Origin of the sequence: Mucilaginibacter sp. (assembly GCF_028288105.1) — a bacterium.
GTDB lineage: Bacteria > Bacteroidota > Bacteroidia > Sphingobacteriales > Sphingobacteriaceae > Mucilaginibacter.
Genome location: NZ_JAQBOI010000058.1, coordinates 1 through 23,815, shown reverse-complemented (window position 1 = coordinate 23,815; position 23,815 = coordinate 1). Strand labels below are relative to the sequence as shown.

Annotated in this window: 25 protein-coding genes and 1 tRNA gene; 9 read left to right on the top strand and 17 right to left on the bottom strand. The window is 39.8% G+C overall.

Annotation, left to right across the window (positions count from 1 at the left end):
• Window positions 1-16 precede the first annotated feature (16 nt).
• The 3 genes from JWQ85_RS04135 to JWQ85_RS04125 form a co-directional block, all read right to left on the bottom strand.
• Window positions 17-997, bottom strand: coding sequence for a Hint domain-containing protein (locus tag JWQ85_RS04135; RefSeq protein WP_299464369.1), 981 nt, complete (start codon window positions 995-997; stop codon window positions 17-19).
• Window positions 998-1,071: 74 nt separating this feature from the next.
• Window positions 1,072-2,238 (bottom strand): histidinol-phosphate transaminase, encoded by a 1,167-nt coding sequence (locus JWQ85_RS04130; RefSeq protein ID WP_299464367.1) that lies wholly within the window; start codon window positions 2,236-2,238, stop codon window positions 1,072-1,074.
• 37 nt (window positions 2,239-2,275) lie between these two features.
• Window positions 2,276-3,859 carry an FAD-dependent oxidoreductase gene (locus JWQ85_RS04125; RefSeq protein WP_299464363.1) on the bottom strand — a complete coding sequence of 528 codons (1,584 nt, stop codon included), beginning with the start codon at window positions 3,857-3,859 and terminating at the stop codon, window positions 2,276-2,278.
• A gap of 432 nt (window positions 3,860-4,291) precedes the next feature.
• On the opposite strand from JWQ85_RS04125, the gene JWQ85_RS04120 reads away from it, so the two are divergent.
• From JWQ85_RS04120 to JWQ85_RS04100, 5 genes are all read left to right on the top strand, one after another.
• Window positions 4,292-4,714 carry a toll/interleukin-1 receptor domain-containing protein gene (locus tag JWQ85_RS04120; RefSeq protein WP_299464360.1) on the top strand — a complete coding sequence of 141 codons (423 nt, stop codon included), beginning with the start codon at window positions 4,292-4,294 and terminating at the stop codon, window positions 4,712-4,714.
• Window positions 4,715-4,903: 189 nt separating this feature from the next.
• Complete coding sequence (locus tag JWQ85_RS04115) at window positions 4,904-5,338, top strand: hypothetical protein (protein WP_299464358.1); 435 nt, start codon at window positions 4,904-4,906, stop codon at window positions 5,336-5,338.
• On the top strand, window positions 5,335-6,306 hold the full coding sequence (locus tag JWQ85_RS04110; protein ID WP_299464356.1) for an MBOAT family protein: 972 nt from the start codon (window positions 5,335-5,337) through the stop codon (window positions 6,304-6,306). Before JWQ85_RS04115 ends, JWQ85_RS04110 begins: the two co-directional genes overlap by 4 nt.
• Before the next feature lie 117 nt (window positions 6,307-6,423).
• Window positions 6,424-6,891, top strand: a complete 468-nt coding sequence (locus JWQ85_RS04105) for a nucleoside triphosphate pyrophosphohydrolase family protein (protein WP_299464354.1) — start codon at window positions 6,424-6,426, stop codon at window positions 6,889-6,891.
• A 116-nt stretch (window positions 6,892-7,007) separates the two neighbouring features.
• Window positions 7,008-7,478: a DoxX family protein gene (locus JWQ85_RS04100; protein ID WP_299464351.1), complete on the top strand. Its 471-nt coding sequence runs from the start codon at window positions 7,008-7,010 to the stop codon at window positions 7,476-7,478.
• Between the two features lie 219 nt (window positions 7,479-7,697).
• On the opposite strand, the gene JWQ85_RS04095 is transcribed toward JWQ85_RS04100, so the two are convergent.
• Window positions 7,698-8,816, bottom strand: a complete 1,119-nt coding sequence (locus JWQ85_RS04095) for a hypothetical protein (protein ID WP_299464348.1) — start codon at window positions 8,814-8,816, stop codon at window positions 7,698-7,700.
• Window positions 8,817-9,125: 309 nt separating this feature from the next.
• Here JWQ85_RS04095 and JWQ85_RS04090 point away from each other — a divergent pair, with 309 nt between their 5' ends.
• Window positions 9,126-9,299: a hypothetical protein gene (locus JWQ85_RS04090; RefSeq protein WP_299464345.1), complete on the top strand. Its 174-nt coding sequence runs from the start codon at window positions 9,126-9,128 to the stop codon at window positions 9,297-9,299.
• 18 nt (window positions 9,300-9,317) lie between these two features.
• Window positions 9,318-9,917 carry a hypothetical protein gene (locus JWQ85_RS04085; RefSeq protein WP_299464342.1) on the top strand — a complete coding sequence of 200 codons (600 nt, stop codon included), beginning with the start codon at window positions 9,318-9,320 and terminating at the stop codon, window positions 9,915-9,917.
• A 59-nt stretch (window positions 9,918-9,976) separates the two neighbouring features.
• Here the strand turns inward: JWQ85_RS04085 and JWQ85_RS04080 are convergent, their stop codons facing one another.
• Complete coding sequence (locus tag JWQ85_RS04080; RefSeq protein ID WP_299464339.1) at window positions 9,977-10,873, bottom strand: AraC family transcriptional regulator; 897 nt, start codon at window positions 10,871-10,873, stop codon at window positions 9,977-9,979.
• A gap of 176 nt (window positions 10,874-11,049) precedes the next feature.
• Here JWQ85_RS04080 and JWQ85_RS04075 point away from each other — a divergent pair, with 176 nt between their 5' ends.
• Entirely contained in the window at window positions 11,050-12,033 is a 984-nt protein-coding gene (locus tag JWQ85_RS04075) for an aldo/keto reductase (protein WP_299464336.1), read from the top strand.
• Between the two features lie 260 nt (window positions 12,034-12,293).
• On the opposite strand, the gene JWQ85_RS04070 is transcribed toward JWQ85_RS04075, so the two are convergent.
• The 8 genes from JWQ85_RS04070 to pyrE form a co-directional block, all read right to left on the bottom strand.
• On the bottom strand, window positions 12,294-13,418 hold the full coding sequence (locus JWQ85_RS04070) for a hypothetical protein (RefSeq protein ID WP_299464333.1): 1,125 nt from the start codon (window positions 13,416-13,418) through the stop codon (window positions 12,294-12,296).
• Between the two features lie 450 nt (window positions 13,419-13,868).
• A tRNA-Lys gene (locus tag JWQ85_RS04065) sits at window positions 13,869-13,944 on the bottom strand.
• Window positions 13,945-14,255: 311 nt separating this feature from the next.
• Window positions 14,256-15,365, bottom strand: coding sequence for a hypothetical protein (locus JWQ85_RS04060; protein ID WP_299464331.1), 1,110 nt, complete (start codon window positions 15,363-15,365; stop codon window positions 14,256-14,258).
• Between the two features lie 69 nt (window positions 15,366-15,434).
• Window positions 15,435-16,529, bottom strand: a complete 1,095-nt coding sequence (locus JWQ85_RS04055; protein WP_299464328.1) for an SMP-30/gluconolactonase/LRE family protein — start codon at window positions 16,527-16,529, stop codon at window positions 15,435-15,437.
• A gap of 357 nt (window positions 16,530-16,886) precedes the next feature.
• Entirely contained in the window at window positions 16,887-17,711 is an 825-nt protein-coding gene (locus tag JWQ85_RS04050; protein WP_299464325.1) for a carboxypeptidase-like regulatory domain-containing protein, read from the bottom strand.
• 32 nt (window positions 17,712-17,743) lie between these two features.
• Window positions 17,744-19,372 carry an ABC-F family ATP-binding cassette domain-containing protein gene (locus JWQ85_RS04045; protein WP_299464322.1) on the bottom strand — a complete coding sequence of 543 codons (1,629 nt, stop codon included), beginning with the start codon at window positions 19,370-19,372 and terminating at the stop codon, window positions 17,744-17,746.
• A gap of 360 nt (window positions 19,373-19,732) precedes the next feature.
• Window positions 19,733-20,128, bottom strand: a complete 396-nt coding sequence (locus JWQ85_RS04040) for an SRPBCC family protein (protein WP_299464319.1) — start codon at window positions 20,126-20,128, stop codon at window positions 19,733-19,735.
• A gap of 7 nt (window positions 20,129-20,135) precedes the next feature.
• Window positions 20,136-20,777 (bottom strand): orotate phosphoribosyltransferase, encoded by a 642-nt coding sequence (pyrE, locus tag JWQ85_RS04035; protein WP_299464316.1) that lies wholly within the window; start codon window positions 20,775-20,777, stop codon window positions 20,136-20,138.
• Between the two features lie 49 nt (window positions 20,778-20,826).
• On the opposite strand from pyrE, the gene JWQ85_RS04030 reads away from it, so the two are divergent.
• Window positions 20,827-21,414: an NUDIX domain-containing protein gene (locus tag JWQ85_RS04030; protein WP_299464313.1), complete on the top strand. Its 588-nt coding sequence runs from the start codon at window positions 20,827-20,829 to the stop codon at window positions 21,412-21,414.
• Here the strand turns inward: JWQ85_RS04030 and coaD are convergent.
• The 4 genes from coaD to JWQ85_RS04010 all read right to left on the bottom strand — a co-directional run.
• Window positions 21,383-21,844 (bottom strand): pantetheine-phosphate adenylyltransferase, encoded by a 462-nt coding sequence (gene coaD / locus JWQ85_RS04025; RefSeq protein WP_256537188.1) that lies wholly within the window; start codon window positions 21,842-21,844, stop codon window positions 21,383-21,385. The two genes, JWQ85_RS04030 and coaD, sit on opposite strands and share 32 nt — an antisense overlap.
• 160 nt (window positions 21,845-22,004) lie before the next feature.
• Window positions 22,005-22,586, bottom strand: coding sequence for a GDP-mannose pyrophosphatase NudK (nudK, locus tag JWQ85_RS04020; protein WP_299464302.1), 582 nt, complete (start codon window positions 22,584-22,586; stop codon window positions 22,005-22,007).
• A 13-nt stretch (window positions 22,587-22,599) separates the two neighbouring features.
• A complete protein-coding gene (gene rsmD, locus JWQ85_RS04015) occupies window positions 22,600-23,133 on the bottom strand; it encodes a 16S rRNA (guanine(966)-N(2))-methyltransferase RsmD (protein ID WP_299464299.1) in 534 nt (177 codons plus the stop codon).
• A partial coding sequence (locus JWQ85_RS04010) for a DUF3822 family protein (RefSeq protein WP_299464296.1) occupies window positions 23,109-23,815 on the bottom strand: 707 nt, incomplete at its 5' end. The genes JWQ85_RS04010 and rsmD, both read right to left, overlap by 25 nt.

Here is a 23,815-nt window from a genome sequence, read left to right as displayed (position 1 = left end):
TCAGTAGCTGTTAAGCTTATTTTTGCATCACCATAACGCCGTTCATGATAATAGTGCTGCCGCCATCGGCTATTATGTTATAAACTTTTTGGGTGCCGCCGGCATGTTCGTTTTTTAACAGAACAGTATAGGCCTCATATTTGCCGGTTTGCTCGTTAAGGCATAATACATCCTGGCCTACAGCAATTTCACCAATTTTTTGGTTACCCTGTTTGGTAAGCATTGGGTGGTTTGGTGTAGCCTGCAATACCTTGCTGTTCAATTTTATATCTTGACCTTTCACTTGTGCCGATACCAATACCAGTTTGGTTAAAGCATAGTTCTTAGCATTGTGTGTGGTTAACTCTTTAACTTTTACTGCCGATGCTATTTTGGTTGCAGGGTCAACAGTAATAACTTTATCGCCGCTTTTTACATCTTTAAGCAGCTTTTTAGCCCCGCTGGCCATGGTCACCATTTCATCACCCGGGAAACAGATATCGTTACCGTAGGTAGCCGATTCCTCCTTCATATCCTTGCCGCCGTTCAGTAACTTATATTGCTGAAAGCTTAGTTCTTTGGATAGTATATAAGAGAGCTTAAGGATGAAATTGGTTTCTACCTTATTGATATTGTCAATATCCTGAAAGTATTGTTCCCAAACTTTGGCATCGGCAGTAAAATCTGGCACTAAAGCTTTGTATTGCTTACCTTTTTCGTTGGTATAAAAAACCATGGTGCCAATTTCCTGCATGCCTTCTTTGGCTATCAATTTATATAGGTCGATACGCTTTTTTAGGCCATCGCTGCCGGTAATGAAGTAAGGCTTACGGCCTTCATACCTATCCAGCACGTAAGTGTTCTCGAACTTTACATAGGTGTCCTTATCCAAGTCGGCGATGTTAAAAGTTTGCGCCTTGGTATATTCTGCCATGGTAAGCGGCCTTGGGGTTACGGTTTGTGCCTGGCTTAAATAGATAGAGCCCGCTAATAGTAGTGTTAATGTTAGTTTACGCATTTTTTTAGATAAAAGATAAATGGAAGAAAGACAAAGGATGTCCTTTCTCCTTTGTCTTTCGTCCTTACTCCAAATTAAGATAATTCTTTAAATGCTGCTGCAAAGGTTTCCATTTCGTCCATTCGGCCAATGCTTACGCGGCACCAGTCTTTGCCGTTAAATTTCCAGTCGCGGATGCCTACACCTCGTTTAAACATCTCTGCAGAAAACTTTTTACCATCCATTTTTAAAGGGAACATCACAAAGTTTGCCGATGAAGGGATATAATCATAGCCCTCTTTCTTTAGCACAGAATACAGATACTCTTTTGACGCGTTGGTTTTTTTCAAGGTATCATTCAGGAAATCTGTTTCGCGGTAACCGGCAAGGGCGGCAGATAATGTAGTGGCTGATATACTCCAGGCTTGCGTGGTGTATTTTTCAAATGCCTTAATAGTATCCGGCTGAGAGATGATATATCCCAATCGCAACCCGGCAAAACCGTAAAGTTTAGAAAAAGTACGTGCCACAATAACATTGTGCCCGGCTTTAATCATGCTTAACATTGATGCCGCCTGTGGGTCGGGCAGGTAATCAATATAGGCTTCATCTACAAACACGGTTGCTTTTTTAGATACACGTTCGCAAAAAGCTTTCAGTTTTTCGGTATCAACAACAGTAGCGGTTGGGTTATTGGGGTTACAAATGTAAACCAGGCCAGTGTTGGCATCTACCTTGGCTTCCATGGCATCAAGGTCTAATTTATAATCGACGGTTAATGGCACCTTTATCCATTTGCCATCCAATTCTTCGGCCCGTGAAGGCAGATCATCGTAAGATGGGTCGCCGGTTATTACATTTTTACCGCCTTTGGTATAGTTTAACGCGGCAGCTAATAGTAATGGGGTAGAGCCGGCATCCATTAAAATATTTTTCTGCGCTACACCTTCATAAGCTGCAATTTTGCCAGACAGTTGTGATAGCAGCATAAAGGGGTACTGGTAGCTTTTGTCAATGGCTTCGGCTATAGCTTTTTTAGCCGCCGCCGATGGGCCGAAGGGGTTTTCATTAGCTAATAATCTTGCCTTTAGTTCAGGGGGGCCATTTAACACAGCTTCCTGATCGTTTATGTTGCGTACAGACCTGAGCACACGTTTTGGCATAGCCGATAGCTTGCTGATGGTGCCTGAACAAAAAGCCAGTCCCCCGGCTATGAAGGCGCTGGATCTGATCCAGTTTCTGCGGTTAATTGAATTTGCCATTGTAGGTATTTTTTAGTTTAGTTTTAGTTTAGTTTTTTCATCGTTGTGCCGGATATTGTAACCGTTGCCCGTTAACCCTTGCATGCAAAGCCGCTACGGTGCTGCGTGCCGATTCAAATGCCCCGGCCATCCACGCGTTTAAATAGGTTAAGTGCTCGCCGGCAAAATAAACCTGCCTATCTGGCTTTAACAGTGCGGGATACTGGTTTTTGCGGGTATCGGTGTTATAAACCGCCCATCCGCCAAGGCTATATTTTGTTTTATGCCAACTAACCGAGAATGAGTTTTCAAAATCCTTATCATATTGCGAATGGATCAGTCTGCCTTTTTCTAAAGCGAATTTTTCACGGTCGGCGTAGCTTAAAGCACCTATCTTTTGCGCTTTCTCATTAAAATTATAATATCCTATCAGGATGCCTTTTTTACCCAGGTAATCATACGATGGGTAAAATACCTGCGTCAGATCGTTATTGGTATGGGTAATACCGCCATAAATGTGTTCATCTTCTTCCCAAAAGCGGCGTTTAAACTGCAGGCCAATTTTCCCGGTAGGGATGTAACCTATATAATCGATAGCCCGGCTTACATCACCAGAAAAATTATGATTGATATTACTTAGCACAGGCAGAGGAAGGGTGCAAATACACAGGTCGGCATTGATTGAATGTTCGCCTGTGGCATCGGTATACAAAATCTTTACACCTTCGGGCAGGTTGGTTATCTCTTTAACTTCGGTACCCATCTTTAAAAAAGGCGCTATCTTTTTCTCTAATGCCAATGCTATTTTATCCATGCCACCAACAGCCTGAAACATGGTCATCTGCAGTTCGTAAGTATATTCGGCTACATTATAAAAATCGGGATCCATTAAGCCGGAATGTATCAGATCTGCCAATTTATTTGGGTCGCCAATTTTACCGGGTTTATCACCTGCGCCATACATCTCGGTATATCCACGACGCGCCGATGCTTTGTATAGTTTGTCAACATCAAGTCCGCCCTCGGCTTTTAGGTATTCAATAACCTTTTCAGCATCTTCTTTAGTTAATGCACCATCGAGATTGCTATGGTCAATGCTTTTTGCCAGCATCTCGCTCATGTAGCCGCGAATATCGTTGTGTACCTCGCGTACCTTTATCTTTTTGTTTGATAAAGGGCCTTTACCTTCGGCGAAATAGTACGCACCTTCGTTCACATTGTTATAAACCTGTATGGGTACACCCAGTTCTTTGCAATAATGTAGGGTAAGTTCGTGGTTATGCGGTATACGCGACGGACCTACATTAAAGTACTGGCCTTCATCAAAATGTGCGGTAACTGTGGGTTTATCAATCTCTGTTTGGGTACTGCCATTGCGGATGCTCCAGCAACGGCCACCTGCTCTTTGCCGGGCTTCAAGAACAGTACAGCGGTAGCCCAGTTTTGTTAGCTCATAGGCACATGTCATACCTGCTAAGCCGGCCCCTAAAATAACAATGTGTTTGCCGTTGCCTGTACCATCTAAATTAAATGCATGTGCAGGGGCGGGGCGTAATAATCCTAAAGCCAACATGGCGGGGTAGGTGCCGCCCGCAAGCATTGCGCCCTTGCCCAAAAAATCTCTTCGGCTAATTGTTTTCACAAAAAATGGTGGTAAAACTTCTTTATTTGATAAAGATAATTTAATATAATGTTTAATAAAAGAACCAGGTAAATATTTAATTATGATAATATCTATCTAAATAATCTACATTTTTATTAAAAATGTGTTAAAAAAAGGAGAACATGGTTTAACAACAGCATCATGTTCATAATAATGGTAATTTCGTAGCCGGGTTACACCTGTAATAAAGAGAAAATGAAATAACATCGCCCCTAAACAAGGTAATAATACGTGTTTTTAAAATAAGGTATTTTTACTCGGTAAAATAGGCAACTAACTGTTTATCTTTAGTTTATAAACCCTAATTTTAAACTAATGATTAAATATAAGATATGCCATCTGTTTGACGGCTCTTAACACTATGAGAATGTAATTAAATAAATACATAAAGCATATTTCATCCCGTAAATTATGATCAAAGTTTTTATTAGCCACAGCCATCAAGATGAAAAATTCGTAAACCAACTTTTACTCCGGTTGAATAAGGACGGAATAATGACATTGGCAAATGAGAGGAGGATTACTATAAGTGACACTATTGCTGATAGAATAACTAATGCGATAAATAATACAGATTACTTCATTATTGTTCTGTCAAAGAGGAGTGTAAATTCAAAATGGGTTAGTTTTGAATTGTCTGCAACAATAATAAATGAGATATCTATACAAGAAAATATAATTTTACCCATATTAATAGATAATTGCGAAATACCACTTTCATTAAAAGGCAGGATATTCGCGGATTTTCGATTTTCATTTGAGGAGGGTTATCAAAAGCTTCGCGGAGCTTTAATACCTAAAACAACTAAGCAATTTCATGAAATACTGAATTAGAAGAGCATATAAAAGCTAAAGCCTATGAATGGGGGGGGAGTTGCCAAAAAAATCCCTTCGGCTAATTGTTTTCACAAGATGAGCTTTTATTAGAGCATATTGCCAATGCGGTAATTATAATTTCAGTAATTATTGAAAGTTTAATAATTTAATTACCTTTGCTTTAGAGAAAAATAAGTAATAGGGTAGATGGCAGCATTACAGATTGATATAAACGCCTTAATTAAGTTTGCCGGTTTAGCCCAAATAGTGTTGGTAATTGGCAGCCTTGCCATTCCGGGTATCCTTAAGTGGCGGGTTGAATTGTTAAAGGTTCAGCCTTTAATTAAACAAATGTTTTGGACCTACGCAGCTTACATCCTCGTAATAAACCTATGTTTCGGCTTACTTTCTGTATTTGCCTACAAGGAACTGGTTAATGGTTCTGTACTTGCTATGGTAATGACCGGTTTTATTGCAGTTTATGGGATATCACGGGTGTTGATTCAGTTTTTATATTTCGACAGAACCAATTTCCCTGCCGGCGGGTGGAATAAATTTGCTGAGATACTTTTGGTTGCGCTCTTTATATTTTTAAGTATTGCTTATAGCCAGGCCTTTTACATTAACTATCAGCAATTATGAGAACGGAACTGGTATTGCATTTAATTTATTTTGCATTGCTAAACCTTGCAGTTGTGCTGATTGGGTACATTTTTTTAAAAAGAAAAATGGTTTTGGCCGGCTGGATAATGCTTGTGGCAAGTATCCTGCTCATATATCTGTTTTTTTTGCAGGAGCACCCCATACTTAAAATGTTAGCCATAATAGCAACCACTTTTACCGGTATGAAGGTTATAGCGGTAACCGAAGGCTATAAAAACAAACCATTGACACTTAGTTTTAAACAGTGGATTATATATGCAGTTGGATGGGTAGGGATGAGGGCCCAGCCTTTTGAAACCCTGGGCCAAAAACCTTTACCAAATGCCTGGCCAATGGTGCGGTTTGGTATCAGCCGGATCATAGCAGGCTTGTTGCTTATTTTATTTGCGCATGTAGTTGTATCTATACATCTAAACCATAACCTGACTTATATATTGGTGAGTGCAATGCTATTACTTGGATTAAGCCTGATATTGCATTTCGGGTTTTTAAGTATCAGCGCGGGTATGTGGCGTTTCTCGGGGGTAAATACTTACTATTTGTTCAGGCAGCCTGCAAAAGCATTAAGCCTTACCGAATTATGGAGTAAACGCTGGAATATCGCTTTTAGCGAAATGACATCGGTTGCTATATTCCGCCCGCTAAAAAATAAAATAGGAAGCGCGGGCGCGCTAATGGTTGCTTTTATATTCTCGGGGCTACTGCACGAACTGGCATTAAGCGTTCCGGTAAACAGCGGTTATGGTTTGCCATTATTATACTTTGTTATACAAGGCGCGTTGGTATTGCTCGAAAAGATATTCATTATCAAAAAGATCACATTTTTAGAGAATAAATTAATTGCCCGGTTTTGGGTGTTTTTCTGGCTGATAGTGCCTATGCCTTTGCTTTTTCATGAGCAATTTATAAAACAGGTGATATGGCCTTTGTCAGGGCTACATATATAATTACAGACTGTATTTTTAATCTCAAATTCTGTTAGTTTCAATGCCGATAATCACTTTATAAAGAATATCGAAAATTATTAGCTTTGGCTGATCATTAAACCATTTAGCTATTATAATATGCAAGAAGCCTCTCCATTAAATAAAGTTGCAGAATTTCATAAAACATTTAAACACCCGGTTTTAGAACAGCCCACCATTCCATCAAAAGCAAGGTGCGATTTAAGGGTGTCACTTTTGGCCGAAGAGGTTAAGGAGTTGCAGGATGCCATTGCCGATAATAACCTGGTAGAAATTGCCGATGCGCTTTGTGATATTCAATACGTATTGGCTGGTGCCATTTTAGAGTTTGGTTTGGGTGATAAATTTAAGGCCTTGTTTGATGAAGTACACCGCTCAAACATGAGTAAAGCTTGTAACTCGATAGAAGAGGCTAACCAAACCATAGCGCACTATAAGCAAAAAGACAACAGCGAATCTTACTTTAAAGAGGAGGAAGCAAAGTTTTTGGTATTCAGAACGGCCGATAATAAAACATTAAAATCAATCAATTATTCTCCTGCTGATTTAAAAGGGGTACTGTTGTAATTAGAATGACTTAAGAAACTGCGGGTTTTAATTGTTGCAAAACTAATTTGATTTTGATTTGTTTTATTGTAACTTCATCAGTACCAATTACAAACATTCTTAAAAAGGAGGGCATCATGAACATGGTTCGCAGAATTGAACATTGGGGTGATCTTCATCATCCCAAATGGCTTGATATAATTCGTATAATTCTTGGAATGATAATATTTACCAAGGGTATTATATTTATCAGCAGCACAAGTGTTCAGCAAGATTGGATCTTCCACAACAGCACATTTGATTTTTCGGGTTTATTGGCAGTTGTTCTTATACACATTGTGGCGTTTGCCCATGTTATAGGCGGCATGCTTATTATTGCCGGCCTGCTTACCCGTTTGTCTGTAGTTATTCAAATGCCTATTGTATTGGGTGCAATGTTTTTTGTGAACATTACAAAGGGGCTCACTTTTGTTAATACCGAGCTTTGGTTGTCAGTTATTGTTTTTATAATGCTGGTAGTAATATGGATAGCCGGATCAGGGACTTTTTCTGCAGATCACTGGATTCGCGAAAGCAATGCTTATCGCCATAAACGTACCGAAGAATAGATAACAAGTATATTTAATCATACAGCTTAAGCATAAAAAAAGGCCTTCCTGCATACGCAGGAAGGCCTTTTTTTATGCGGGACTACTTTTTATTATACTTTTAATTAAAAACTATCGCTCTTTGGGCATTCGGGATATCATGGTTAACAAAAGGCGAGTTTTTGCTACAGGATGAATAGCCAAAAAGCGATAGTTAATTTTGAGATAAGGTGTTATATTTTAAAAATGAATAATAGGGTTATCCGGGCCCCAGGCCTGGTTAGCAGATATTGTAAACTGCGTAGCGGCAGGCCCGGTATTGAATAATTTACCGGATAATATTGTTCGCTTGTTTTTATAAAACCGCACATTGTTTATTTCTTTTCTTACAATAAGATTATTGGCAGCATCATAGGCTTTAAGGACAATAGTAATTGGAACCTGTGTATTTAGAATATAGCGCTGCAATTTATAATTGGTCTTTCCTATATCAGCAGAGGTAATTACATTGGGGGTGACGTCAGCATATCTTTCATCATCACCAATCATAGTTTCTCCAAATGGTACCTCGTATTCAAATGAAAACCCTTTATACTCGCCACTTCTGCCGGCCTGTATATAAGCTACATTATTAGGAATGGCATCTTCCAGGTTAACTTCCAACTGGCCTACAATCCTGTTTAGGGTAAGGCTATGTGTCGCATCAGTATCGCCAATTGTAACATTACATTTAGCAAAATATATTTCAACAGAGCGGGGTATAGCATCTACACCTTCTGCTACATATACCGCTGCCAGGTCAACATAATTGGTAGTAGGCGACGATTGCCTTATAGGGCGATATATCGGGTCTCCAAAACTCGTTTTATCGGTATTAATAATAATTGCACCACTTGAACCTGTTACCACAATTGTATAATTGCCGGCTGCCAACGAATCGGTGATCACATTAAACGGAGCGGTATTAGTTACATACTCTAAGCCCGGAATACGATTACCATAGTCCTTCCCATCCTGGTGATAGATAGACATGGTATTATTATTAGCATAACGAGTTATCCGTTTAATTTCACTTCCTGCCTCATCATAAACGATATAATGATATTCAGCCAAAGCATCGCTTAGTGCAGATGTACTGGTAGCCATTACACCCTTTTTAGCCATTAAGGCCGACGGCCGTTTTAAATCAATATCGCCTACCGTTTGCGAAAACTGGCTAACGGTGAAGGTTACTTTGTGTTTTTTTGCATTAGCAGTATTAGGAGGGGTATTAGGATTAACGTTCAATTTTGGTAAATCTTTTTTGCAGGATACTGCCAGTAACCCAAAAGCCAGAAAGGCAATTAATAGTTTTTTCATATTAATGTTATTGGTTATAATTTGATTAATAACACAGAATAGACGACTTAATGTGGCTTTAGGGGTATACAAGCCGACAAACTATTTTTTATGTTTCTGTAAAGTTAAATGTTTGTAACTATAGGTTACTACACAATATAATTCACATATTTTTGCTCATATTATACTAATAAAGAGCAAGTTGTAATTTATACAAATAAATATGAAGCATCATTTAACCGTAATTTTAACCATAAAATCGTATTTTTATGCTAAAAATATTAGCATAATTGAATTGTATTTTTTATTTTTGAAAATAAATTAATTAAAATGGAAAACTTAAAGGAGGTTGAACAGCTACGCTTGTTTATGGCTGAAGCGGTTGAAATGCTTGAAGATATTAAACAGAAGTTTGGGTTGTTTGAAAAACAAAGGTACTTCAAGTTCAAGTCTGCCTTAGATGATTTTAACAAACTATCTAACCAACCAGTATTAGACGATTAAAACAATAACTTAAATGATATGGAAGATAACAGCACCCTACTTCAGGTAAGTGCTTATTCGGGATTAATAGGCGCCTTACTTACACAGACTTTAATTGGCTTATTCTCTTACGTTGGTGATAAAAGAAAGTCAGATACTGAGCTTAAAAAAACTTACAGGAATAAACAGGTTGACATAGCCGAGAACTTTTACTATGTGACAGGAGAGAAGATGGCTATTGTTAAAAAGAATATTGGCTATTGGAAGAACTACAATAATTCGAGAAGTGAAAAAAGCCTGGACTTCCTTAACAAAGAGATGATGAAATTAAATACCTACATGCAGAAACTTGATGCGGAGAACTGGAAATATAATCTTATCAGCCTTTACTTTGATGTATCGTTAACAAATGATCTTATGATCGCATCAAACCTAAAATCAAAAGATTTATACCTGAAGGTTCTTGATCTGACGGATGAAATTAAGCATGCTTTAGAAGAATCAAAGGGTGACCTCTATGAGCTTTATACCAACGCTATCAACGAAATGTGTAAGCATTACGAAGATATTTATGCGAAAATGGCTAATGATATGAGTGTTGTAAAATTAGGTTTGCTGACTGAGTTCGGTTTGAAATAGAATGATGAATAGAGGTAATAACTAATCTATAGTACTTTGTTCATTTGCATGTAAAAGCCTTAATTCAGCATCCGGTATTCGTTGGGTGTATAACCAACATGTTGTTTAAAAGACCGAGTAAAATGCTGCGGGTATTTAAACCCTAATTCATATGCTATCTCGCTCACCGATTTGGAGGTATCAAAAATCTTTTCTTTTGCAACATCCATTGTTTTTAGTTGAATATACTCCTGGGCTGATTTTCCTGTTTCCTTTTTGATCAGGTCGCCAAAATAATTTGCTGAGAGGTTTAACTGATCAGCACAAAAACTAACAGATGGCAAACCTAATTCCCTTGGTTTGTCAGAGCCGAAATATTCATTCAACAATTCCTCGAATTTTTGCAGGATTCCCTTATTGACATTTTCACGTGTTATGAATTGCCTATCATAAAAACGCACGCAATAATTAAGCAATAACTCTATATTGCTAACGATCAGTGTTTTGCTGTGCTTATCAATGCCCCGATGCAGTTCGTATCTTATCTTTTCATAACAGTCGTAAATGATCTTCCGCTCGCTCTCAGATAAATGTAGCGCCTCATGTACTTCATACGAAAAGAAATTATAATCTGTAATATGGCGGCCAAGCGATGTGCCTTTAAGCAGATCTGGGTGAAATACTAAAGCTTGTCCTTTTGGCTGGTAAAGCTCGCCGTTGTTCTCAACACCAATTACTTGCCCCGGCCCAACAAATACTAAAGTGCCTTCTTCGTAATCGTAATAGTTACAACCATAATGCAGGTCACCGCATTTGATCTCTTTCAGAAATACGGCATAAAAACCATAATTACTTCGGCGGTTTGGCCTTTTGTCGGCTTTCGAAAGGTCGACTATATTAACCAGCGGGTGCAAGGTTTCATTATTATTAAGTGCATTGTATTGGCCGATGGTGTCGATCCGCATTACATTTTCCATTGCTTTTCGTTTTCTTATTCAAAGATAATCTATCCAATTTTGTTTGTATTAGCTGCATACCCAAATCAGTAATAATGGTAGTTAATACAGTAATTGGTATAACAAAGCCGAAGTTGATACTATCGACATTTGTATGAATTAGTTATTTGAAATGTTTAACAATAACAGTATTCAACATGAGATATAGAAAATTAGGAAATAGCGGACTTGAAGTATCAACACTTGGATTAGGCTGCATGGGCTTGAGCTTTGGCTACGGGCCTGCTACAGATAAAACTGAAGCTATTAAGCTTTTGCGGGCAGCAGTTGAAAAGGGTGTTACCTTTTTTGATACTGCCGAAGCTTACGGCCCTTTTGCCAATGAAGAATTATTGGGCGAGGCACTTGAACCCTTCCGCAAGGATTTAGTGATTGCCACCAAATTTGGATTTGCCGGCGGCGATTCAAAAGCAGGTTTGGATAGCAGCCCAAAGCGCATCAGGGAGGTTGCTGAAGCGTCTCTTAAAAGATTGAGAACAGATCATATAGACTTATTTTACCAACACCGCGTTGACCCGAATGTGCCCATTGAAGATGTTGCCGGCACGGTTAAGGATCTGATACAAGAGGGCAAGGTTAAACAATTTGGTATGTCTGAAGCCGGTGTACAAAGCATACGTAAAGCGCATGCGGTACAGCCGGTGGCCGCCCTGCAAAGCGAGTACTCTTTATGGTGGAGAGAACCAGAAAAAGAGATTATACCAACCCTTGAAGAATTAGGAATTGGCTTTGTTCCATTTAGCCCGCTGGGTAAAGGTTTTCTTACCGGAGCGATAAATGAAAGTACTAAATTTGACAGTACCGATTTCCGCAACATAGTGCCTCGCTTTTCTACTGAAGCCAGGAAGAATAATCAGACCATGGTAGATCTTTTGGCAAGTATCGCGAAAGAAAAAGACGCTACCCCCGCGCAAATTGCTTTGGCATGGTTGCTTGCACAAAAGCCATGGATAGTACCAATCCCGGGCACAACCAAATTGCATCGCCTTGAAGAAAATCTTGGTTCGGTTAAGGTTGAACTAACCGCAGATGATCTCTCTTTGATAGAGGAAGCCGCATCTAACATACAAATTGAAGGCGCGCGCTATCCTGAACACCTGCAAAAAAGGGTTGGAAATTAAACTCGAGGGATTGAACACCGGTGTGAAATTAAAACACTAAATATTACAACAACACCATTAGATATGGAAAATCAAAACCGCAGAAATTTCTTAAAAACAGGTACTATGTTAAGCGCATCGGTTGGATAAAATATGTTCAGTAGTTTCTGCGATCACAAATCGCCGGTAAGGCATTAGCCTTTGTTTTATAGCAAATGCACAATAACAAAACCCTGCTTTACGCAAGCAGGGTCTAATTTGCATAGGGTTGAAGCTCTTAATTAAAAGTGAATTACAGGCGCATCTGGTGCCCAGGCTTGGTTAGCATTGATAGTAAACTGCTGCGAAGCCGGGCCTGTACTAAATAACTTACCGGATATTATGGTTCGTTTATTTTTATAGATCCTTACATTAGGAACAGTCTTTTGAACTATAACGTTAAAGCTGGCATCTAAAGCAATTAGTTTAACATTAATAGGCGTTACAGTATTCACAACAAACCGGTCAGTTTTATAGTTAGGTTTCCCTCTATCAGACGCATTGATTTGGCCGACTTCAGCATCCTGATTTATCGGTTGATCAGCTAAAAAAGTATATCCAAAAGGTACTTCATTGTAAAATAAATAACCTTCTAATTCACCCTCCCGTGCCACACCTATATAAGCTACATTATTTGGTATGGACTCTTCCAAATTAAGTTCAAGCTGCCCAACAATACGATTTATACAAATGCTTTGCGTACTGTTCTGATTACCCACAGTAATCTGTATTTTGCCAAAGTAGATTTCCTGCGATCGGGGCAGAGGATCTAATCCCTGACCTACATATACAGCAGCTCTTGATGAAGAATCGCGATTTAAGGGAGGTAATAGCGGATTGTAAAATGTAAAGTCAGATTCAAAATCGTTAATGTCATCATTATTGATTCCAAGTTCTTTGTTAGAACCGGTTACGACAATGGTATAGGAGCCGGCTGCCAACGAGTCGGTAATTACATTAAACGGATTTGCTGTAGTTGCACCTATTTCTAATCCTGGTAATGTCGGGCTATTGTATTCCTTACCATCTTCATGAAAAATATCCTGAAATCCTGAGTTCTGGGCTGTACGGAAAATTCTTTTTACCTCTTTTCCATTGGCATCATAAACCAGGTAAAAATACTGATTTATAGCTTTACTAAGCGTTGAGGTATCAGCAGCCAGCGATTTAGTGGACATTAGCTGCGATGCTTTGTGTAAATCGATATTGCCTACCGTTTGCGAAAATTGACTGACTGCAAAGTTTACTTTATACTTCTTTGCATTTGCATCAATGGTTACCGGTTTAATGCCGTCAGTTTTCATATCCTTTTTACAGGACGCTGCCAGCAGGCCAACAGCAAGTATGGCCAATAGTGCTTTTTTCATAACTTAAGTGATTTAAAGGTTTAAGATATTTGGTTAATTTTAATTGACGTCCGGTTAATTACTATGGCGTATTATTACCCTAAAGTTAAATATTAACTATTTTTTTTAATACACAACCTTTCTGTTCACCTATACGATATTTATCACAGATTAGAGAAATTCACTGTAAAGTGGTGCTTTTTCATAAACGTGTCTCGGAAGGTTTAAAGCCACGCCGTTACTAATTATTAAAAAATGTGTTTTAGAGATTTCACCTACGCTCTGTCCAATAATTATATTTTCTGGAATTGATAAGTCTATACAATAATAGTCCGAACTAAGTGAGAGTTATAGTTTGGGTTAGGTTAAATGTGGAAGCTGTAGGTGTAGTAGTAATGCTGTGTTGATTTATTTACCGGTTCATACGTTAAGCAAAAAAAGCCTTAAAACATAAGTTCTAAAGCTTTTGATTGGTGACCTGGGAGGGGTTCGAACCCTCGACCCACTGATTAAGAGTCAGTTGCTCTACCAGCTGAGCTACCAAGTCATGAATGCATTTTTGTTGGGGATGCAAATATACAATCTATAGCGGTAACTACTAATGTTTTTATCTTTTCTCTTACAATAGTTTTGATATGTAAACAGCTTGCAAATAAACCTGATTGGCAATTAATTTTATGCAATACTATAAACTTGCCTTGTAAATAAAAATTCCTTCTTACAAGGTACACTTCGCTATTGATGCTTTATAGCTACCTGACTAATTCAAGAATTTTAAAGATTAGGTTTTTATAGAGGAAGTATTTCGTTATCGAGATTGTCCACTTTCTTAAATAGTTCGAGCCGGCTATTTTGCTTTTATTCGATTTTTCTAATGCGGTTGTTATATACATCACAAATATAGATCGCGTTATTTAAATACAACAGTCCTTCAGGGTAACTAAACCTTGCCTGTAATATAGGGCCATCCTGGAAACCACTTAGTGCACCACCTGCAATAGTGGTTACCAATCCCGATGTCGAAATTTTACGTATCCTTTGATTTCCATTATCAGATATATATAACGTGCCATTTGGTGCTAAAGCTATGCCACTTGGGCTGCTAAATTTGGCGCTTGTGCCCAAACCATCAGCATATCCCTCTGCTCCCCCTGCAAAAGTGCTTACTACCCCTGCAGGGCTTATTTTCCTGATCTTGTGATCGTTGCTATCAACCACTACAATCGTACCATCCTCAAGAATTACTATGGCATAAGGATGAACAAATTTGGCAAGTAAAGCCGGGCCATCGGCAGATCCATCCGTACTTCCGGCAATTGTTGTTACAACACCCGCCGGCGTAATTTTCTTGATCTTGTGGTTATATGAATCTGCAACATACAATGAGCCATCGGGAGCTAAGACTATGCCGGCGGGCCCATAAAACCTTGCCTGCTGACCTACGCCATCCACGTCTCCGCGGGTGCCATCTGGAGAACCTGCAGTAGAGCCTGCAAAAGTAGTAACCATTCCATTTTCAATTTTCCGTATTTTGTTATACACTCCGTCACTCATGTATATAATGCCGTCGTTAGTAACTACAAGTGGCCCCATAGAACTGAATTGCGCTTTTAAAGCAGGGCCGTCGCAATAACCAAATACACCGCTTCCGGCAATGGTGCTTACAATCCCATCCGGGCTGATCTTCCGTATTTTGGAGCCCCGAAGTGCCGAAAAATATAAAGAACCATCCGGGCCGTTAGTAATTGCAATAGGTTGAGAAGTCCTTGCAATGTTCAGAGGCCCATCTAAAGTTTCACGCCTGCCGTCTCCAAGGTAAGTGCTTACCGTAGTAAATGTTGGGTCGGGAGTGGCCAGAATAGTATTTTTATTATCTGCTTGTAAGCCGTCTGCTGGAATGCCCAAATCTTTTTTGCACGAGGATAGTAAGAGCATCATTACAGCTCCTGTTAAATATATATTTTTCATAGCCTAAGAATTAATGATGTTCCGTGGTTGTTTTGTTGTTATCTTTTTCGAGCCGGCTTGAAAGGGATTTTATTCTATCTTTCTAATGCGGTTGTTTCCAAAATCACAAACATATATCAGGTCATTTAAACACACCAACCCTTGCGGCAATGTAAACCTTGCCTGCAATACAGGGCCGTCCAAAAATCCTTGCTCACTACCGGCAACAGTTGTTACCAATCCCGATGGTGAGATTTTACGGATCTTGTGATTGTGGCTGTCAGAAAAATAAATCGTGCCATTCGGTGCTAAAGTGATGCCCGTCGGGGCGCTGATTTTGGCGCTTGTGCCCAAGCCATCAGCATCTCCCTCTACTCCGCCTACAAAAGTGCTTACTACCCCGGCAGGGCTTATTTTCCTGATCTTATGATCCTGACCATCGGTTACTACGATTGTACCATCTTCAAGAACTACCAGGTCAATAGGTAAATAAAATTTAGCAAGTAAAGCCGGGCCATCGGCAAATCCTTCGGTACTCCCGGCAATCGTTGTTACAACACCCGCCGGCGTAACTTTCTTTATCTTGTGGTTACCTGCATCTGTCACATACAATGAACCATCGGGACCCAGGGCTATGCCGGTGGGTCCTTGAAACCTTGCCTGCAGACCTACGCCATCAACGTCTCCAATTTCCTGCGCAGGAGAGCCCGCCAAAGTAGTAACTATCCCATTCTCAATCTTCCGTATTTTGCTGGATAATACGTCACACATGTACATAATGCCGTCATTAGTAACCACGATAGCTTGTGGGATCCCTATTTGCGCTTTTAAAGCAGGGCCATTGCAATTACCAATTACACCACTCCCCGCAAAGTTGCTTACAATCCCATCCGGGCTAATCTTCCGTATCGTGTAACCTCCGACGTCAGTAAAGTAAATATAACCATCAGGGCCGATAGCTATATCATTAGGTAAGTTAGCTCTCGCGATGTTCAGGGGGCCATTTAAGACTTCCTCTGCGCCGTTTCCAAGGTAATTGCTTACCGTGGTAAATGTTGGGTCGGGGCTTGCCAGGGCAATATTTTTATTATCTGCCTTTAAGCCGTCTGCTGAAATGCCCAAATCTTTTTTGCAGGATATTAATAAGAGCATTATTACAGCTCCTGTTAGGAATATATTTTTCATAGCTTAGGAATTGAAGGTTTCTTAAAGGTGTAATTTTAACTTTTAAACAAATTTACACGACTTATTTAGCAACCATGTACACATAAAAAGGCACAAAATTGAGGTATGATGTGACGAGGGATATTTTGCTGATTTATTTGAATATCACCAGCTGCAACTATCTTGATTGTAAAATTGGACCTTATTAATCCTGTTATTTACACTTATTATGTCATCCCCCGAGGTATAGCGATAACTACTTAGGGTTAAACTTTTGGTTTGTTTATAGAAGAAGGAAGAAAGCAAGTGCTGAAGGGCTTTTAGCCTTAGCATAGCCTATTTTGCGGGGGGGCTATTGGAAGTCGTAGGGGAATTTCTTTAATATTCGGCCAGCACATTAAAGCCAATGCCGGCAATACTAACTTTTTCCCATTTATCTTGACTGGTGTCGCGGGATATAATAGAGCCGCCGCCAAATAAACTTAAATTAGCCGAGAACATAACGCCATGGCCTTTCGCGTTCTGGATCCACTCCAGGCTTACAAAAAACTTGTCATCAACATAAATGTTATATGGCTCAAGGTTAACATTCAAATTTTGCTGGCCTTTTTTTACGGTTACAAATATATTTTGATTTTGCAGCAATTGATCAGGCATGCCATCTTTCACCGAATAGAAATTAAGCCTAAGTTTTACAGAGTCTGTTATCTCGCTTGCAATAGCAGTGTTGAACTGTTTTATGTAGATGGGCGATTTTTTTATCTTAATGATGGATCCTATCTCATATCCCAATCTATTATCCCTGAAACCTGCGTTGCTTGATTTGGATTGTGTGGTATTGCCTAATATCACCTCTTTCCACTTGTGGTTATTAACCTTTACCTCTTTTAACTGGGTAACAGCAGGTTGTAGTAATAAGGTTTTATGTGTGTTAGCATTCTTTAAAAAGTTTGCTACCTGGTAGGTGAGGGCCTTATAGCCGATCATCGATAGTTTTAAGCTATCGGTATCATGGTTTGCTAAATTAAGCTTATAACGGCCCGCGCTATCGGTAACGGTACCTACGCTTTTGCCTATAATACCAACATTAACATATGGTAACGGCAAATTGGTTTTGGCATCTTTTACAAGACCTTCAAATATCTGGGCATTAGCAAACAGGGAGGGGATAAGAAAAAGGGCAACAAACAGTATACGTTTCATATAGGCGTAAGACGTGTTTGTTGCCCTATTAGTTACGCTATAGCGTACATTTCTTCGCGTTGTTTTTGAACCACTTCGCTGTTAATGTATTCGTCGTAGGTCATTAGTTTATCTATTGCACCGCCCGGTGTTATTTCAATAATACGGGTTGCAACAGTTTGCACCAGTTCATGATCCCGGGAGGTGAAAATGATATTACCCCTAAAATCTTGCATGCCGTTGTTTAACGCCGTGATCGACTCCAGATCAAGGTGGTTGGTTGGCTCATCTAATAACAACATGTTGGCAGATTGCAGCATCATGCGGCTAAACATGCAGCGCATTTTTTCGCCACCCGATAAAACGTTGCTTTTCTTCAATACCTCTTCGCCGCTAAATAGCATACGACCTAAAAATCCACGGATAAACTGGTCATCCTTTTCGCCGGCCGAGTATTCACGCAACCAGTCGATAAGGTTCATGTCCTTACCTTTAAAGTATTCAGCGTTATCAATAGGTATGTCGGCCAGGTTTACGGTAACTCCCCATTTAAAGCTGCCGGTATAATCTTTATCCTTGCCGGTTAAAATATCATATAGGGCAGATGTAGCTAAACTGTTTTGCGACAGGATAGCAATTTTATCGCCCTTGTTAGCCATAAAGTCAACGTTGGCAAACAGCACTTCGCCGTTTAGGGTTTTGCCAAGCTTTTCAGTTTGCAATACCTGATCACCAATCTCGCGGCCCTGGTTATTAAATATAATTCCCGGGTATTTACGGTTCGATGGCTGTATCTCGTCAAGGTTGATCTTGTCTAAAGCTTTTTTACGGCTGGTTGCTTGTTTTGATTTGGAAGCATTAGCGCTAAATCTGCGGATAAACTCCTGCAATTCCTTTACGCGGTCTTCAGTTTTCTTGTTCTGATCGCTGCGTTGTTTTAATGCCAACTGGCTCGATTCGTACCAGAAAGTGTAGTTACCGGTGTAAATGGTCATCTTCGCAAAATCGATATCTACAACATGGGTACACACGGTATCCAGGAAGTGCCTATCGTGCGATACAACCAGTACTATCGCTTCATACGATGCCAGGAAGTCCTCCAGCCATGTAATGGTGTGGATGTCCAGGTCATTGGTAGGCTCATCCAGTAATAAAATATCTGGTTTACCAAAAAGGGCCTGCGCTAATAATACGCGTACCTTTTGGGTGTTATCAAGGTCTTTAACCAGTTTATAATGAAACTCTTCTTTAATGCCAAGGTTACTCAATAGGGTAGCGGCATTGCTTTCGGCATTCCAGCCGTCCATTTCGGCAAAAAGGTTTTCCAGTTCGCCGGCGCGTTCACCATCAGCATCGCTAAAATCTTCTTTAAGATATATAGCGTCTTTCTCCTTCATAATGGCATACATTTCCTTATGGCCCATCATAACAGTTTCAATTACTGTAAATTCATCAAACGCGTAGTGGTTTTGGCTTAATACAGCCATACGTTCGCCGGGGGTAAAGCTTACCGACCCGCTGCTTGGGTCAATTTCGCCCGATAATATTTTTAGGAAGGTTGATTTGCCCGCGCCGTTAGCCCCAATTATACCATAGCAATTGCCCTGGCTAAACTTAAGGTTAACATCCTCAAAAAGGGTGCGTTTTCCGTAACGTAAAGATAAATTAGATACCGTAATCATGCTGCACTTATATTTTGCGCAAAAATACGGTAAATACTTAATTTATTTTAACCTTAGAATATTTTAGATATTTAATGTTTTGTCGGGATTAATCTTCTTAAGGCCGACAGGTTTTGAATTTTTAATGTTTCGTACACAGTAAAAAGTTTCTTTTTAGGAATATTATTTCATTGTAATAAATAAAATACAATTAAATTGTTTTTTGAAGTAACAATTGGGCAATAGGATACGTACAAGTGTTTACCCTTAAATTAATTTATATGACTATTGTATTAACAAGCCTGTTTATTGTAAATGCACTGGTGGTAGTGCACCACTTAAAAGTTAAACGGTCTTAGCCCACGGAAAAACGAGGCTCAACTAATTTAGCAGGTTTGCTAAGTTAGTTGTTTCCTCGTCGACAAGCTTTTTTAGCTGCCCCGAAGCAAGCATCTTCATCATCATATTAAGGTCTGCAGTAATAGTGAACACAGCCTGTGTCGCATTACCGGCCTCCCTTAATTCCCATTTCAATTCTACATCAAACGGCGGTTTTTCTGCAGGGATAATCCTGATAAGGCTATCGGCCACACGTTCATCTATCTTTATCGAAAGCTTGGTGATGTTTTGAATATTAAAGCTGGCCACATCAGTGGTTGATGTCCAATCGGTAATATTATTGGGCATTAGCTTGCGATGGTTGTTCATATCAGCTAAAAACGAATAAACCTGTGCTATTGGTTTGTTAACAGTAACTGTACTTTCAAAAACACTCATAATAATATTATTGTCCCCAGGTTGAGGGTTGTGTGCGCCATTTTTTTAATACTTCGGTATCGGCAGCAGAAATATAATTGTGCTGCTCGGCATACTTTAATAATGCATTATAGTTAGATAGAGTAATGAACGGGCATTTAGCTTCTTTAAAGTTTTCGGTCGCTATATCAAAACCATAGCTAAAAATTGCAGCAAGGCCGGCAACTGTGTAACCGGCATCGCGCAGCGCATGAACAGCCTGTAAGCTGCTTTTGCCGGTAGATATCAGATCTTCAATTACCACCACACGCTGGCCCGGTGATATTTCGCCCTCTATTAAGCTGCCAGTGCCATGCTCTTTAGCTTTCGCGCGAACATAAATGAACGGTAAGCCCATTTCTTGTGCAACCAATGCACCTTGTGGGATACCCGCGGTAGCTACACCCGCAATACAGCCAACCGAGCCAAACTCTTCCTGTATGGCCGATGTTAATTGCTGACGGATGTAAGTACGGATAGTAGGATGCGATAACGTGATACGGTTATCACAATATATTGGGGATTTCCAGCCGGAAGCCCATGTAAAAGGATTATTAGGTTGTAATTTTATTGCTTTAATTTGCAGCAGAAATTCCGCTACTTGCTGTTCGGTCTCACTATTAGTAAACATGGCTCAAAAATACAGAATTTATATTAACGAAAAAGTGATTTTACTCACCGTGAAAACACCCAAAAATGTGGCGCTATATCAAAAGGTTGATGGTGAGCACTTTGATTTAAAAATTGTTTACCATTGGGTGGATAAACAACCGGGCAAATTATTTTATGTGCTTTGCGATGATGCAAAAGCTTTCCTGAAAAAAGTTATAAAAAACAGCGCGGTAATTGAAGCCGCGGGTGGGTTGGTGATCAACCAGAACGGCGAACATCTTTTCATTTATCGTAACGATAAATGGGATTTGCCAAAAGGTAAGATAGAGAAAAAAGAAAAGACCAAAGTAGCTGCCGTGCGCGAAGTAGAGGAGGAGTGTGGCATTAAGGTAAACACCCTGGAAGAAAAGATCTGCAAAACCTACCATACCTATATCTATAAAGGCGAAGTAGTGCTGAAAAAAACGCATTGGTTTAAAATGGGCTATAAGGGCAAGACCAAATTAGTACCCCAGTTAGAAGAAGGTATTACGGATGTGCGCTGGTTTAAAAAGGAAGATGTAGCCACTATAGTGAAAAACACGTTCCCGTCTATCATAGATGTGCTGGAAAAGGAAGGCTTTATTACAAATATGGCAAAGCTTCTTTCGGAATAAACTGGGAAACATCGCCATTGTACCGGATGATCTCTCGTACAATGCTGGAACTGATGGATGAGTAGCCCGGCTTGCTCACAATAAAAATACTTTCAATTGCGGGCTCTAAAGCGTGGTTCATTTGGGCTATGGCTTTTTCGTACTCAAAATCTGATACGGTACGTATACCGCGTATCATATAATCGGCACCTATGCTTTTGCAAAATTCAACGGTTAGGCCGTCATAAGCAACAATATGGATCCTGTCGTCGTTTGCGAAAACGGCACGCAGCATATCCTCGCGTTTACTAACGCTAAGCAAACCTTGTTTACTGCTGTTTGCACCAATGCCAATGTAAACTTTATCAAACAAGCCTACAGATCGTTTTACAATATCAACGTGGGCTTTGGTAACCGGGTCAAACGAGCCAGGGAAAAGGGCTATCTTCATATAAGTGATAACGTTATTGCTTATTCAAAAGTAATTATAATTATGATAACGATATGTCATTTCGACGAGGTACGAGGAGAAATCTTGTTAGAAATAGCATATCGGCTACAAGCAGGTAATAACAAGATTTCTCTCTATCGTTCGAAATGACATCATGGAATTAATCCAATAACCCATTTATCTGCGCGTATTGCAGCAGCATCATGGTTTTGGCATCTTTTATCTCTCCGCTTTTTACCATATCAAGCGCTTGGGTAAATGGCAATTCCAATACCTCAATATGCTCGGTTTCGTCCTCTAAACCACCGCCATCGCTTACTTTCATATCTTTAGTGTATTCGGCAGTAAAAAAGTATAATATCTCGGTAACCGAACCAGGCGACATATACGCCTCAAATACTTTTTGTACCGATGATATTTTGTAGCCTGTTTCTTCTTCTGTTTCCTTACGGATGCAATCTTCGGGGTTATCTTTATCCAGTAAACCCGCGCAGGTTTCTATCATGTAGCCCTTTTCGTTACCATTTAAGTAAGTAGGCATCCTAAATTGGCGGGTAAGTATCACCGTTTGGTTTGCTTTATTGTAAAGCAATATAGTAGCGCCATTACCGCGGTCGTAAGCCTCGCGCGAGTGTTGCTGCCATTTGCCATCCCGACCTAAAAATTCATAGGTTACCTTTCTTAACACATACCAATTATCTGACAGGACAGTGGTTTGCAGGTTTCTTATTTTTTCATTCATAATGAAGAATAGGTTAGGCTTTAAAGAACGAGAACGATGAATGCCCGTATTTGCGCTGCTCCACAAAGGCAGGGTGGTTACTTAGGTTTTGCAGCGATTGGTGCTCAACAATAAGCATCCCGCCTTCAACCAGCAGGTTTTTCTCAAATACTATCTTGGGTATCTCGGGTATCTTGTTCAGGTCGTAAGGTGGGTCGGCAAATATCAGGTCGTATTGCTCGGTTTCAAGTTCCAGGTATTTAAACACATCGGCCTTAAAGGTTTCAATTTGCGTTAAACCATGCTGGCGCGATGCATCCTTTAAATAATGTACGCATTGTATGGCGCGGTCAACGCCGGTAACTTTTTCCGCTCCGCGCGATGCAAACTCCATAGCAATGTTGCCTGTACCGCTAAAAAGGTCGAGCACTTTTATATCTTCAAACTCGATTTGATTTTGCAGAATGTTGAACAGGGCCTCTTTTGCAAGATCAGTAGTTGGGCGTACCGGTAAATTTTTTGGCGGATTAAGCCTTAAACCCTTTAGTTTTCCTCCGATGATGCGCATAGCGATAAAGCCGCAAGGCCTAATATTTTATGAGATTCAACGCGTGCAGGCAGGTCAAGTACTTGTATGCCGTTTAAGTTTACCTCGCCAAAAAAGTTTTTAAGGTAAGTGAAGTACCTATCGGTATCGTTAATATCCCCGCTAACAAACAGTTGGATGTCTTCGGGTTTAATTTCCAGTTCGGTTGCTACCAGCGCGCAAAAATAAGCCAGCTCTTCGTGGTTCTTAAACGTAAAAGTGTTATAAAAACGCAGCTTACCATTTATGAAATTAACAAAGGATACGGTATCGGTGCCAATGTGTAAATACAAGTTGGTGCTTAAAGGGTGGTTATTGGCTATAGATTTAACCCAACCGGCATCAGTATAAACAGTTTGGTTATTATCAAGGTCTTTTGTGGCATCGGTTAATATTTCGTCAACCTTGTAAATAATAACGTTTTGATTGTCTAACGCCTCTGTACAAATTTTCTCGGTCTCGTGTACGTCAAGTAAACGGGCTATATCATTAATGCGGTTGCTATCAAATAAGCTATTTGGGAACAGGGTGAAGCCGGTAGCGTGTAAACCTGTAATTACCTGTTTGTAATTGGCGGTTAAAATATCACGCAGTTGCTGCGGGTTGCGCAATTCATCCAAAGAATAGCTTTCGGCCCAGGCTAAAAGCTGTTTGCCGGAAATTA